The following is a 13,902-nucleotide window of genomic DNA, read 5'->3' on the forward strand; positions in this document are numbered from 1 at the left end:
TCCCAGCCAGAACGCTTCATCGGATTTGTTTGTCAGGAGTCGCCGGATTAGCGGGCGACTCTTTTTTATGGCATCAACAAAACGCAGGAACATCCGGTTACTCTATTACGCAGCTTACGTTGCCGCTAACCTACTCAACATCACAATGAATCAAACAGAATTCCGACCCGCATCGGATGATATTCCCGGCCAGCAACTCCCCTACCCGGCCCGGCAGTCCGATATGAACCCAGCCCCCGACAGCGATCTGTCAAACTATAAACCGGCGGGCAAACTCACCGATAAAGTCGCCCTGATTACCGGAGCCGATTCGGGCATTGGCCGGGCGGTTGCCATTGCCTTTGCCATGGAAGGTGCTGACGTGGCCATTGTTTACAACGAAAACACGGATGATGCCAAATACACACAGCGAATCGTTGAGCGCAAAGGCCGATCGTGCCTGATCATCAAGGCCGACGTCCGTAATGCAGCCGCCTGTCAAGCCGCCGTACAGCAAACTGTCGATCATTATGGCAAACTAAATATTCTGATCAACAACGCGGCCTACCAGATGGCACAGGAAAACATTGAAGACATAAGCGAAGAACAGTTTCGCCGAACGTTCGAAACCAACATCTTCGGTTATTTTTTTATGGTAAAGGCAGCTCTCCCCCATCTGCACGACGGTGATGCCATCGTCAACACAGGCAGTATTGTCGGTATTGTCGGCAATCCGCTCCTGATCGATTACACCGCATCGAAAGGAGCGATCCATGCCTTTACCAAATCGCTGGCCATTCAGTTGGGGAAACGGAACATCCGCGTAAATTGCGTCGCGCCGGGCCCCGTCTGGACACCGAACATTCCGGGAACGATGCCCGAAGATGAAGTTAAAAACTTTGGACATGAGGTGGCCCTCGCCCGGCCCGGACAACCCGAAGAACTGGCTCCCGCCTACGTGCTGCTGGCATCCAGCGAAGGGAGTTTCATTACCGGTAGCATCGTTGAGGTAACAGGGGGGAAACTGGGCTAAAAAAAATTAACCGTATTCTGTCTATAGTAAACGGCCATCAATCTTTTTGTCAGTAAGATCACCCTATTTGCAGACTCTCTGAACCATACATGTCAAACGCTCACATGCTCCCTCATTATCCCGAAGGCACCGTCCGTACCCTACTTACGACCGACTTAGTCACCGAAGCCACGCGACAGGCCCTGACTGACCGGCTGAATGCACCTCTTCGAGAGCCAACCTTCTTTTCAGCGGACGACTTTGCATTGCTGGATGCTGTCTGCAACCGACTTATTCCTCAGGATGAGCAGGAAAAGCGTATTCCCGTTGCCGAGGGTATCGACGAGCGTTTGTCAAAAAATACAACCAATGGCTGGCGGTATGATAGCATGCCGAACGACGGCGATGCATTTAAACTGGGGCTGAAGGGCATAAACGAAAGCGCTTTGGTTATATTCCAACAGCCATTTCTCAATTTATCCGGCGATCAACAGGACCAGATTTTGAAAGCCGTTCAGGTGATGGAAGCCCCCGGCGAGGTTTGGCAGAATCTGCCTGCGGATCGTTTTTTTGAAGAACTATTGGCCGAAGCCGTCGAGAATTATTACAGCCATCCAGTAGCTCAGGAAGAAATCGGATATGTTGGTATGGCCGACACGCCCGGCTGGAAACGCCTGGGCCTGAACCAGCTGGAAGATCGCGAACCACGAATGGCTACTGACTAATTGTTCATAAACGCCCGCCAGTTCGGCGAATTATACTCCTCCCACGATCAATTCTACATTATTCATTACACAATGCCCTATAAAACCTCTGAAATCGTTGATGCCGTTGTGATCGGAACTGGCGCGGGCGGTGCCCCTTTGCTGGCACGTCTGGCCCAAGCAGGTCTGAAAGTTGTGGCGCTTGAAGCGGGCAAACAATGGAATCCGGCTCATGATTTCCCAACCGATGAAAAGGCACAGGCTAAACTCTTCTGGAATGATGAGCGGCTAAGTGCTGGAAATGATCCAATCCCATTCGGAAGTAACAATTCCGGAACGGGCGTCGGTGGCTCTACGCTTCACTATACCGCTTACACTCCCCGCGCCCAACCCGACGACCTCCGTATTCGAACGGAGTTTGGCGTGGGCGAAGACTGGCCTTTCAGTTTTGACCAGCTCGAACCGTACTACGACGAAGTCGAACAGTTTCTAGGTGTTTCGGGGCCATCACCTTACCCCTGGGGGCCTGCCCGTAAACAGGCTTATGCGTTAGGCCCACTGCCTGTCAATGGCGCAGGCCAGTTAATGGAGCGAGGTTGTAAGGAGGTAGGTATCAAGACATCCCCGGCGGCCAATGCGGCTTTATCGGCAGGTTATTATCAGGAGGGAGTCGGTCACCGACCGGCTTGTGCCAACCGTGGTTTCTGCCAGGCGGGGTGTAATATTGGGGCCAAAGCCAGCATGGACGTAACATATATCCCCCTGGCGGTTCATTACGGGGCCGAAATTCGGCCGGAATGCTTCGTGACACAACTCGTCAAAAGTCCAGCTGGTATTCTAAGCGAGGTGGTTTATATGCGTAACGGGCAGGAAGAGCGACAACGGTGCCGGTTTGTATTTCTCTGCGCGGGAACGATTGAAACAGCGCGATTGCTGCTTCTGAATGACCTTGCCAACAGCAGCGGACAGGTTGGCCGAAACGTTATGGCCCATCCGGGTCTGCAAATATGGGGCGAATTTGATGAAGACATTCGACCATACAAGGGTATTCCCGGAGCTCTGATTTCGGAAGACATGCACCGACCAGCCGACGCTGATTTTGTTGGCGGTTATTTGCTTCAGTCCATCGGTGTCATGCCGGTTACGTACGTAAGCCAAATGGCACGGGGCAGGGGACTGTGGGGACAGGATCTTAAACGGGCAGCATTGGCTTACAATCACGTAGCTGGCATCAACATTCTGGGCGATTGCCTCCCCTACGACCACAATTATCTGGAATTATCGGACGAAAAAGACATCCGTGGACTACCCAAACCTCGTATTTACTTTTCGAACGGCGAAAGCGAAGAACGCATGACTGCCCATGCCAATAAGGTCATGCGGGCTATCTGGGGGGCTGCCGGAGCCAGAAATATCTGGGCTTTTCCCCGAAATGCACATGTCATTGGCACCTGTCGTATGGGCAATGACGCCAGCACGGCCGTTGTCAATGCCAATGGGCAATCGTTCGACATTCCGAACTTATATATCAGCGATAATTCAACATTTCCCAGCGCCCTCAGCGTCAATCCAGCACTAACTATTATGGCGCTGGCCCTCCGAACAGCAGATCGCTTTTTGGAGCAGTGGAAATAAGGCGGGAGGAAGCCCGCACCAGAGTATGACCAATTGTGGGCTTCCTCCCGCACATCAACGTTATGAAACAAAAAGGGTTTTTAGAAAACATTAGAAAGACGTTTGGTGACGGCAGCTACGAAGGCGACCAATTCGGCGGAGCTGGAGGTCACGATGGAAGCGGCCTGCCAATCGCCAATCCGAGTAATTTTATGTTCGCAACGGGCATCGAATGCTCGTATCCAACGATTCAGAATGGTACGGTTCGGCGCGATCAACTCCGCGAGTGTGGTCATTATGATCGTTGGCAGGAAGATTTGGGGCTCGTAAAAGAGATGGGTCTAAACGTATTGCGCTATGGCCTTCCCTACTACAGCATTCATCTGGGTCCGGGTAAATTCGACTGGACCTTTGCTGATCTGGCAATGGCCGAAATCAAACGACTCGGTATCATCCCCATTCTTGATCTGATGCACTTTGGCGTACCGGATTGGGTTGGTGATTTTCAGAATCCCGAACTGCCCATTCATTTTGCTGAATATGCCGAAGCTGTTGCTAAGCGCTACCCGTGGGTTCGTTACTACACACCTGTCAACGAGATTTACGTCACGGCCCGAATCAGTGGCAAAGATGGCGTCTGGAACGAGCAGCTTAAGACCGACAAAGGCTTTGTCACGGCGCTCAAACACTGCGTAGCTGCCAGTATAATGGCAAATCAACAGATTGCCAAGCATCGAAATGATTGCGTTATTGTGCAGAGCGAAAGTGCCGAATATACGCATGAACTCTGCGCAACGCCTTCTTTTCAAACCAATTTAGATAACGAACTTCGATTCCTGTCGCTCGATCTTCTATACGCCCATCCACCCTCCGCTACGGTAGCGATGTATATGATGGATAACGGTCTTACCCGCGAAGAATACAACTGGTTTATGGCAGGCAAACCGCCTGGCTACCAGATTATGGGCAATGACTATTATGGTCGTAATGAGCGAATTAAACTTCCTGATGGCTCCATTAAAACGTCGATGGATGTGCTGGGATGGTACGAAATTACCAAAGATTATTACGAACGCTACCGGATGCCGGTCATGCATACGGAAACGAATGTGTTTGAAGCCGACCAGGCCCCAATCTGGCTGTATAAACAATGGGTTAGCGTGCTGCGAATGCGTCGGGACGGGGTACCGGTACTGGGGTTTACGTGGTATAGCCTGATCGATCAAATCGACTGGGATTCGCAATTGTCAGTCGTTAACAACAATGTCAACGCCTGCGGGCTATATGACCTCAACCGCAAGCCCCGACCTGTGGCCGAAGCTTACAAAAGCCTGCTGAAAGAGTTTGGTCAGATTACGATCGTTCCATACAGCGAAATGCTTGAAATAACCGATCAGCCAGCCAGACTCAAAACACAGGTTTAATAGTCAGATTCAGCCCGTTACAATGCGTATTTCAGTCAATGATAACCAACTCAACGTTCTGGAACAGGGAAGCGGTTCGCTAACGCTTGTGTTCATGCACTATTTCGGCGGCTCTGCCCTCGAATGGCAGTCTGTGCTAAACAGCTTGTCTGTCCATTATCGCTGCGTAGCGGTCGATGTGCGCGGTCATGGTGATTCTGATGCACCGAATACGGGTTACTCCGTTGACAACATGGCCGACGATATTGCCGATTTGTTAGAGGTTTTACATATAACGGATTTCGTTCTGGTCGGCCATTCCATGAGCGGCAAAGTGGCGCTGGCACTGGCTGCTCGTCGGCCTTCTGGTCTCAGGTCGCTGATACTCCTATCACCGTCTCCGCCCGTACCCGAGCCAATTCCTGACGACGAGCGTCAAAAATTGCTGGAAGGATACGGCAAGCGTTCATCGGCAGAGCAGACGCTTAAGAATATTATAGCGGTATCAGTCTCAACGACAGTTCAGGAGCAGATTATTACTGACAACCTGCGGACATCAAAATCAGCCTGGAACGCCTGGCTTCTGGCGGGTAGTAAGGAGGACATTTCCGATCGTATGAATTTGATTCATGTTCCAGTCGCTATAATTGTCGGCACTGAAGATCGCGCGTTGCCGCCTGATGTTCAGACCAGATTAGTAATACCTTTTCTAAAAAATGCCACGTTAGATACCATCGAAGGAGCTGGCCACTTGCTTCCCTGGGAGACTCCGGACACATTAGCGGATTTTATCCAGAAAAAATGCGCTTTGATTTGGCCATAATAAAACAATCGCTTTATCTTTGTGGCCTCCCTTCGGGGTGTAGCGCAGCCTGGTAGCGTGCTACGTTCGGGACGTAGAGGTCGTGGGTTCGAATCCCGCCACCCCGACAGCAGCAAGAATGTAACGTATCGAAAGCATACTCAAGACAAGCCATGAATAACTCGATTAACAACATGATTTGGTGGTGGCACTCTTCTCACTGGGGATGAGGGTTGCCGCTATTGTTGTTTATCAACAAATATAAGTAAGGCTCACCGTCATCCCGGTGAGCTTTTTTTGTGCCCTAACTGTACCCAATTGAACAGCTTTTGACAAACCGATTAATTATGGAGCCCATTACCTCAACCGCCTACCGGGTCATTAGCCGCCACAAGCGGATGCTGGCCGACATTATCACGCCGGTTAGCATTTACCTACGCATTCGCGACCGCTTTCTGAATAGCATTCTGCTCGAAAGCTCCGACTATCACGGCAATGACAACAGTTTTTCCTATATCGCCTTTGATCCGGTTGCCCGATTTTCCTATGACGTCGGAAAGCTGACCGTCAAAATGCCGGGTGAAGACGAACAGACCCGTGAACTATCGGAACATAAAGACATGCTGGATGCGCTTCAGCAATTCAAGGATAGTTTTCAGCACGAGAAGGCTCCGTTTTCGTTCATTACCAATGGGCTGTTCGGCTACTTTGGCTATCCAGCAGTACAAAGCTTTGAGGACATTAGCCTTCATGCACCCATTCCAACAGAAAACCAGATTCCGGCAGCGGTTTTTATGGTTTACCGGTACGTGCTGGCTATCAATCACTTCAAAGACGAGCTGTATCTGTTTGAGCACAGCTATCTCAGTAACGGTGATACGCAAACGGAGAGCACGCTCGATTACATCAGCGATTTGATCACGGGACGCAATTACCCAACCTATTCCTTTACGCCGGCTGGCCCCGAACAATCGAATTTTACCGACGATCAGTTTCGGTCGGTTATTCAGAAAGGGAAAGACCATTGCCAGCGGGGCGATGTGTTCCAGATCGTTTTATCACGCCGTTTTTCGACACCCTTTGCGGGCGATGAGTTCAACGTCTACCGGGCCCTGCGATCACTGAACCCCTCCCCTTACCTCTTTTATTTCGATTACGGCAATTACAAACTCTTCGGCTCATCACCCGAATCACAAATCGTCGTCAAAGACCGTAAGGCGACCATTTACCCCATCGCCGGTACTTTCCGGCGCACCGGCGACGATCTTCACGACGCCGAACTGGCTCAGAAACTCTATGACGATCCCAAAGAATCGGCTGAGCATGTGATGCTGGTTGACCTTGCCCGCAATGATCTCAGTCGCAACTGTGATGTCGTAAAAGTTGAAACGTTTAAAGAGGTTCAGTACTATTCGCACGTCATTCACCTTGTCTCGAAAGTGGTTGGTAACCTAACCGAAACCGCCGATCCGCTCCAAATCGTGGCCGAAACGTTTCCGGCCGGAACACTTTCGGGAGCCCCCAAACATATGGCGATGCAACTGATTGACCGTTACGAAAACCTAAGCCGGAGTTTTTATTCGGGAAGTATTGGCTATATGGGTTTCGACGGTGAATTCAACCACTGTATCATGATCCGGACCTTTATGAGTAAAGACAATACGCTTTATTATCAGGCCGGTGCCGGAGTGGTTGCCAAGTCGGTCGTTGAAAGTGAACTACAGGAGGTACATAATAAACTGGCCGCGCTTCGGATGGCCATTGAACAGGCAAAAACACTTTAACCAATGAAGAATGTAGAATAAGTTCATTATATAAAATCTACTCTTCACGCTTAATCCCATGAAACTTCTAGTCTTAGATAATTACGATTCCTTCACCTACAATCTCGTGTATATTCTGCGGGAATTAGGCGAAAAGCCGGATGTGATTCGGAACAACAAGATCACCCTTGAGGAAGTCGGCCAGTATGACAAGATTCTGCTTTCACCAGGGCCGGGCATTCCATCTGAAGCGGGCATTATGCAGGATCTTGTAACCGAATATGGGCCAACCAAGAGCATTCTCGGCATATGCCTGGGCCATCAGGGTATTGGTGAGGCCTATGGTGCCCGGCTCGAAAACCTCGGCGATGTACTACATGGCGTCGCCCACCGCGCTACCGTAACCGATTCATCAGAGCGTCTCTTTACCGACATTCCCGATGTATTAACCGTAGGTCGTTACCATTCCTGGACCGTTGTTCCAGATTCAATGCCTGCCGATCTTCGGATCACAGCCCTAGATGAGTATGGTCGTGTAATGGGCCTGACACACATTCGTCACGACGTGAGAGGGCTTCAATTTCATCCAGAATCCGTTCTGACCGAGAACGGGGTGAAGATGATCGAGAACTGGCTGACTGCATGAAACTGAACGAAATCGTTCCCTGGGGCCGAACACTGGATGAGTACCAGCGAATGTTTAACCTGACTGCCAGCGATTTGACAAAACGCATACTGGGAGTTGGTGATGGACCGGCCAGTTTCAATGCCGAAAGCGCAGCGGCTGGCCATTCGGTGGTTTCGATTGACCCGATCTACACTTTTTCAGCAGAGGAGCTTGAAAAACGGATTAGCGATACGTACGGGACAGTAATTGAACAAATGCATAAAAATGCGGATCACTATAACTGGTCAGCTTTTCAAGATGTCGATCAACTGGGTCGTGAACGAATGAAGGCAATGAATCTATTTCTGAGCGATTACGAGCATGGAAAGCAACAGGGTCGCTACCTGTCGAATCAGTTGCCTAAACTGCCTTTTACGGATCAGTCGTTTGACTTGGTGTTGTGTTCGCATCTGCTTTTCCTGTATTCAGAACAGCTATCGGAAGCGTTTCATCTGGAGTCAATATCCGAACTGAGTCGAATCGCCAGTGAAATCCGCATTTTTCCACTGATTTCGCTAACTGGAGAGCCATCGCCTTACCTGGATCGAGTTTCGGCCGCCTGTCTGGCCAACGGCATTCAGGTCGATATTATACCTGTTGATTATCATTTTCAAAAAGGAGCGTACCAAATGATGCGCCTAACCAAACGAGCGGATTAATCGTTTTTCTCTTTTACCCCTGGTCTATGAAAGCCATTCTAAACCACCTGTTTGAGTACAAATTCCTTACCAAAGACCAGGCCCGCGAAGTGCTGCTGGGTATTGGTCGGGGTGAATATAATCCGGCGCAAATCGCGTCGTTTCTGACTGTTTATATGATGCGAAGCCTTCGTCTGGAAGAACTGGAAGGCTTTCGGGACGCCATGCTTGAACTATGCCTTCCGGTCGATCTTGCGGCTTATGATCCCATGGATCTTTGCGGTACGGGAGGAGATGGCAAGGACACATTCAACATATCGACCTTATCATCTTTTGTGGTTGCGGGCGCAGGTCAATGTGTGGCGAAGCATGGCAATCATGGCGTGTCATCGCTCGTTGGCTCATCAACCGTTATGGAACGGCTCGGTTACCAGTTTACCAACGATGTGGGTGAGTTGCAGCGCAAGATGGAAACAGCCGGTATTTGTTTTCTCCACGCGCCCCTGTTTCACCCGGCTATGAAAAACGTGGCTCCTATTCGACGGGATCTGGGAGTAAAGACATTTTTCAATGTGCTGGGTCCAATGATTAATCCTGCAAGGCCTCAAAAACAGCTCGTTGGCGTGTTTAACCTTGAATTGGCGCGATTATATGCGTACCTTTATCAGCAAACCGATAAGCGCTTTATGATACTCCATGCGCTCGACGGTTACGATGAGATCTCGCTGACGGGTGCGTTTAAGGTCATCAGCAATCAGACAGAGCAGGTTCTTATGCCTGAGCACTTGGGAATGAGCACATTATCGCCTGAATTGCTGGCAGGTGGGCAAACACTCGATGAGTCGGCACAGATATTCATGAATGTGCTTAACGATGAAGCGACAATAGCTCAGAAACAGGCTGTTCTGGCCAATTCGGCGATGGCGTTGCTGGCGGCTGAGCAGGTTACTACGCGGGAAGACGCTGTAGCTATGGCTCGCGAATCGCTGGAAAGCAAACGGGCGTTGGCATGTTTTAAGAAATTGATAAACTAATTAGACGCAAGAGAAAAGCACACAGACAACCGACAGATGAGCTCGCCTTTCGTCCAGCGTCTTACGCCCTCTTACTCCATATGACGATTCTTGACGAAATAATTGCCCAAAAGCGAATCGAAGTAGAGCAGCGCAAAGCTACCACTCCAGCCTCTGTGCTGGAACAGATGCCCGACTTCAAACGGCAGCCCCTATCGGCGCGTGAAGCGATTCAGGGTTTGCATTCAACGGGTATCATCGCCGAATTTAAGCGTAAATCACCTTCCAAAGGAATTATTAACGCTCAGGCCGACGTAGCCACCACGACTCAGGGTTACGTACAGGCTGGTGCTGCCGTGTTGTCGGTGTTGACCGACGAGCCCTTTTTTGGCGGCACTCCTGCCGATCTGCAAGCCGCCCGACTGGCCAACCCATTGACGCCGATTCTTCGGAAAGACTTTGTTATTGACCCGTATCAACTTCTCGAAGCCAAAGCCTGGGGAGCCGATCTGGTGCTGTTGATTGCTGCCTGTCTGACACCTGCCGAAGTATTGGAGCTTAGCCAGCAGGCACAGGATCTCGGGTTACAGGTATTACTCGAAGTTCACGATGAAGACGAACTCGACCAGACGCTGTGTGTCAGTGTCGATTTGGTTGGGGTCAATAATCGTAATCTCAAGACGTTCACTACGTCCATCGATACGTCATTACGACTGGTTGAGCGGATTCCTGACACGTTTGGAAAGATAACGGAAAGCGGTCTGCACGACGCAGAAACCATGTATACATTATTTCGTGCAGGTTTCGATGGGTTTCTGATTGGCGAAGCATTTATGAAAACCGCCGACCCAGCCGCTGCTTTACGATCGATAGTAACCGATTTTACTTCACGCATGCCCACCTTTGCAAACTCGTTTACGTCATGAAAATAAAAGTGTGCGGTCTGAGAGACGCTGAGAACCTGAAAGAGATTGCCGCCCTTGGCCCCGATTTTGTCGGATTTATTTTCTACGATCAGTCGCCCCGCTTCGTAGGTGATGATCTAAACGAAGAAGTGGTCAAAGCCTTACCCCGATCGATTCGGAAAGTGGGCGTGTTTGTAAACGCTAGTCCCGATTATATTCTTCGTAGCGTTAAGAAGTACGATTTTCAGTACGTTCAACTCCACGGCAACGAAAATCCGGAATATTGCCGGAGCCTGCGGAATCGGGGGCTGAGTCTCATTAAAGCGTTTCGGGTCGATGAGTCGTTCAACTTTTCGATGCTGAACAATTATAAAGCTCACTGCGACTTTTTTCTGTTCGATGCCAAAGGAGATCAGCCGGGCGGTAACGGCGTCACGTTCGACTGGAGCATCCTGAAACGTTACGATAACGAAAAACCCTTTTTCATCAGTGGCGGCATTGGTTTGGATAACCTTGATCAGTTGGCGGCTCTGAAAGGGTTGAAGCTCTACGGTGTAGACGTTAATAGCCAGGTCGAAATCTCACCAGGAATAAAAGACGTCGCTAAAGTGAAAGAACTCATCGCCCGCCTTCGTCCAATCGAGGAAGAAGAAACAGTCTAAGCGGAACGGGCAACTGTTAGTTAGTTTCTCGTGTTAAATGCCTAAACAACAACGCTGATGAAAACGACGAAGCATATAGAAGATCCGATTCCGCCTATGAAAAAAGGGCAGTTGAATATCTATAAGCCCAGTGATATAAAACGCTGGGGTGCCGAACGATTTTTTGAAGAAACAGCTATACGAGAACCTTTTTTGCTAGAGTTCCCGGAATTCACTGAAGACGAAAATAGGCGTATGGATGAGTTGCTCGCGGTTAGTGACAGAGGGACTGTATGATTTATGATACAAATCTTCTGATCAATCATATCCGAACAAGGAATTTACCTCCCATACAAACCATAATTCCTATTGTGGTTATCGGTGAGTTAGAGGCTTTTTCATTAAAAGCAGATTGGGGCGCTCAGAAAATAGATTTTATGCGGTATATGATTGACCGCTATCCGATTTCAGATATAGAACTGGATATTATTCCTGTCTATGCCCAGATAGATGCTTTTAGCCAGGGAAAGCTACAGACACTCCACTCAAATCTTCCGCCCGCAACATGGGCAAAAACGATATCTGGATTGCTGCTACCGCGCTCTATCTGGATTTGGAACTACACACAACCGATAATGACTTCAATCACCTCCCAGCTCTGGGATTGCGTTTAGTAAAGCATTGATTATCATGCAAACCACTCTTGAACCAACAACCTCTTTTGAGGTTACCGAGAAAGGCTTTTACGGCCACTTCGGCGGAGCATTTATTCCTGAAATGCTCTACCCAAATGTCGAAGAACTACGGCAGAATTACCTTCAGATTATAGCAGATCCTGCATTTCAGGCTGAGTTCTGGCAATTGCTGGAAGATTATGTCGGCCGGCCAACCCCTCTGTTTCTGGCCAAGCGGCTTTCCGAGAAAATTGGCGCAACGATTTACCTCAAGCGGGAGGATTTGTGCCATACGGGAGCGCATAAAGTCAATAATACGATCGGCCAGATGCTGGTGGCACAACGGCTCGGTAAGAAACGAATCGTGGCCGAAACGGGCGCCGGGCAACATGGTGTCGCTACGGCCACCGTCTGTGCCCTGATGGGTCTGGAATGCATTGTTTACATGGGCAGCATTGATATGGAACGGCAGAAGCCCAATGTTGACCGGATGCGGATGCTAGGCGCTACCGTCATACCAGCCACATCGGGTAGCCAGACCTTGAAAGATGCGACCAACGAAGCCATGCGTCACTGGATCAACAACCCGGTCGATACGCATTACATCATTGGCTCGGTTGTTGGTCCGCACCCTTATCCTGACATGGTCGCGCGATTCCAGTCGGTGATATCACAGGAAATCAAGAAACAACTGCTTGTCAAGACGGGTAGCGAAAATCCAGATTATGTCGTCGCCTGCGTTGGTGGAGGCAGTAATGCTGCCGGTGCATTTTTCCACTATCTGAATGAACCGTCGGTGCGCCTGGTTGCAGCAGAAGCGGCAGGGCAGGGTGTTACATCGGGGCATTCGGCCGCAACGACAGCTCTCGGCAAACCGGGGGTATTGCACGGAAGTCGCACAATATTGATGCAAACCGAAGATGGTCAGGTGATTGAACCCTATTCCATTTCGGCCGGATTGGATTATCCCGGAATTGGCCCTCTTCATGCTCATCTGTTTGATTCTGGCCGGGGTGATTTTTACGCGATCACGGACGACGAAGCCCTACAGGCTGGGTTTGAACTGAGTAAGCTCGAGGGGATTATTCCCGCACTGGAATCAGCCCATGCGCTGGCGGCCCTGTCTAAAATGGGACTAAAACAGACAGATGTCGTGGTTGTTTGCCTGTCGGGCCGGGGTGATAAAGATTTAAGTACGTATTCAAAGTATTTATAGCCATTGACGGGCGGGCGAAAATCTGCAATGGTTAGTAATTGCCTATAACAACGGGTTTTCACCCGCGTTACAATGACACAAGAATTGACTCAAAACCGCATCATCGAACTGTTTACGCAGAAAAGCGAACGGTTGTTGAATGTATATTTCACAGCCGGATTCCCGGAACTTGCTGATACGATAACTGTTCTACGCGGCTTACAGGAAGCCGGGGTGGATATTGTTGAAATAGGAATGCCCTATTCCGACCCCGTTGCCGATGGCGAAACCATTCAGCAAAGCAATGGAAAAGCACTGCATAACGGGATGTCGCTAAAAACGCTGTTTGCTCAGTTAGCCGGTTGTAGAAGCGAAATAACCGTACCGATTCTGCTAATGGGATACATCAATCCTGTTCTCCAATTCGGCGTGGAAAACTTCTGCCAAAAATGCCAGGAAGTTGGCGTAGATGGCGTCATTCTGCCTGATCTTCCGCTTGATCTCTTCCTCACGGAATATGCACCGACCTTCCGCGAATATGGGATTCTGAATGTGAACCTGATTACACCCCAAACCTCCGAAAGCCGCATCCGGCACATCGACGCAGAGTCGGACGGGTTTATTTATATGGTTTCATCGGCCAGCATTACCGGCTCTGTAAAAGGTGTTACTGGCCCTATGAAGGCGTATTTCGAACGAATTCAGGCCATGAATCTTCGGAATCCACGCCTGATCGGTTTTGGCATCAATAACCACGAAACCTTTGATACGGCCAGCCAATATGCCAATGGTGCCATTGTTGGTAGTGCTTTTATCCGGCATCTGGAAGAAAAAGGTACTTCGGCTGAGAGCATTCGGGCCTTTGTGCAGACGATTCGCGCCTAGCACCTTA

15 protein-coding genes and 1 tRNA gene are annotated in these 13,902 nt (G+C 49.8%); all 16 read left to right on the forward strand.

The window, feature by feature from the left end:
- The first annotated feature begins 145 nt into the window (after window positions 1-145).
- The 16 genes from GJR95_RS10555 (at window position 146) to trpA (ending at window position 13,895) form a co-directional block, all read left to right on the forward strand.
- Window positions 146-1,012: an SDR family oxidoreductase gene (locus GJR95_RS10555; protein WP_162391659.1), complete on the forward strand. Its 867-nt coding sequence runs from the start codon at window positions 146-148 to the stop codon at window positions 1,010-1,012.
- Window positions 1,013-1,101: 89 nt separating this feature from the next.
- Window positions 1,102-1,716 (forward strand): gluconate 2-dehydrogenase subunit 3 family protein, encoded by a 615-nt coding sequence (locus tag GJR95_RS10560; RefSeq protein ID WP_232541149.1) that lies wholly within the window; start codon window positions 1,102-1,104, stop codon window positions 1,714-1,716.
- Between the two features lie 72 nt (window positions 1,717-1,788).
- Window positions 1,789-3,330 carry a GMC family oxidoreductase gene (locus GJR95_RS10565; protein ID WP_162385832.1) on the forward strand — a complete coding sequence of 514 codons (1,542 nt, stop codon included), beginning with the start codon at window positions 1,789-1,791 and terminating at the stop codon, window positions 3,328-3,330.
- A 62-nt stretch (window positions 3,331-3,392) separates the two neighbouring features.
- The gene (locus GJR95_RS10570; protein WP_162385833.1) at window positions 3,393-4,733 is read left to right on the forward strand and encodes a family 1 glycosylhydrolase; all 1,341 of its coding nucleotides are present in this window, start codon (window positions 3,393-3,395) and stop codon (window positions 4,731-4,733) included.
- A 22-nt stretch (window positions 4,734-4,755) separates the two neighbouring features.
- A complete protein-coding gene (locus GJR95_RS10575; RefSeq protein WP_162385834.1) occupies window positions 4,756-5,535 on the forward strand; it encodes an alpha/beta fold hydrolase in 780 nt (259 codons plus the stop codon).
- A gap of 33 nt (window positions 5,536-5,568) precedes the next feature.
- A tRNA-Pro gene (locus tag GJR95_RS10580) sits at window positions 5,569-5,642 on the forward strand.
- A gap of 219 nt (window positions 5,643-5,861) precedes the next feature.
- Window positions 5,862-7,298, forward strand: coding sequence for an anthranilate synthase component I family protein (locus tag GJR95_RS10585; protein ID WP_162385835.1), 1,437 nt, complete (start codon window positions 5,862-5,864; stop codon window positions 7,296-7,298).
- Between the two features lie 58 nt (window positions 7,299-7,356).
- Window positions 7,357-7,923: an anthranilate synthase component II gene (locus GJR95_RS10590; RefSeq protein WP_162385836.1), complete on the forward strand. Its 567-nt coding sequence runs from the start codon at window positions 7,357-7,359 to the stop codon at window positions 7,921-7,923.
- The gene (locus tag GJR95_RS10595) at window positions 7,920-8,603 is read left to right on the forward strand and encodes a class I SAM-dependent methyltransferase (RefSeq protein ID WP_162385837.1); all 684 of its coding nucleotides are present in this window, start codon (window positions 7,920-7,922) and stop codon (window positions 8,601-8,603) included. The genes GJR95_RS10590 and GJR95_RS10595 overlap by 4 nt, the downstream gene beginning before the upstream one ends.
- Window positions 8,604-8,629: 26 nt before the next feature.
- Window positions 8,630-9,616, forward strand: coding sequence for an anthranilate phosphoribosyltransferase (gene trpD, locus GJR95_RS10600; RefSeq protein WP_162385838.1), 987 nt, complete (start codon window positions 8,630-8,632; stop codon window positions 9,614-9,616).
- Window positions 9,617-9,696: 80 nt separating this feature from the next.
- Window positions 9,697-10,521 carry an indole-3-glycerol phosphate synthase TrpC gene (trpC, locus tag GJR95_RS10605; RefSeq protein ID WP_162385839.1) on the forward strand — a complete coding sequence of 275 codons (825 nt, stop codon included), beginning with the start codon at window positions 9,697-9,699 and terminating at the stop codon, window positions 10,519-10,521.
- The gene (locus GJR95_RS10610) at window positions 10,518-11,162 is read left to right on the forward strand and encodes a phosphoribosylanthranilate isomerase (protein ID WP_162385840.1); all 645 of its coding nucleotides are present in this window, start codon (window positions 10,518-10,520) and stop codon (window positions 11,160-11,162) included. Before trpC ends, GJR95_RS10610 begins: the two co-directional genes overlap by 4 nt.
- A 57-nt stretch (window positions 11,163-11,219) precedes the next feature.
- A complete protein-coding gene (locus GJR95_RS10615; RefSeq protein ID WP_162385841.1) occupies window positions 11,220-11,438 on the forward strand; it encodes a hypothetical protein in 219 nt (72 codons plus the stop codon).
- Entirely contained in the window at window positions 11,435-11,815 is a 381-nt protein-coding gene (locus GJR95_RS10620) for a PIN domain-containing protein (protein WP_162385842.1), read from the forward strand. Before GJR95_RS10615 ends, GJR95_RS10620 begins: the two co-directional genes overlap by 4 nt.
- Window positions 11,816-11,831: 16 nt before the next feature.
- Window positions 11,832-13,031, forward strand: a complete 1,200-nt coding sequence (trpB, locus tag GJR95_RS10625; RefSeq protein WP_162385843.1) for a tryptophan synthase subunit beta — start codon at window positions 11,832-11,834, stop codon at window positions 13,029-13,031.
- 72 nt (window positions 13,032-13,103) lie between these two features.
- Window positions 13,104-13,895 carry a tryptophan synthase subunit alpha gene (gene trpA / locus GJR95_RS10630; RefSeq protein WP_162385844.1) on the forward strand — a complete coding sequence of 264 codons (792 nt, stop codon included), beginning with the start codon at window positions 13,104-13,106 and terminating at the stop codon, window positions 13,893-13,895.
- Window positions 13,896-13,902 lie beyond the last annotated feature (7 nt).

The sequence above is a fragment of the Spirosoma endbachense genome (genome assembly GCF_010233585.1).
GTDB classification, from domain to species: Bacteria; Bacteroidota; Bacteroidia; order Cytophagales; family Spirosomataceae; genus Spirosoma; species Spirosoma endbachense.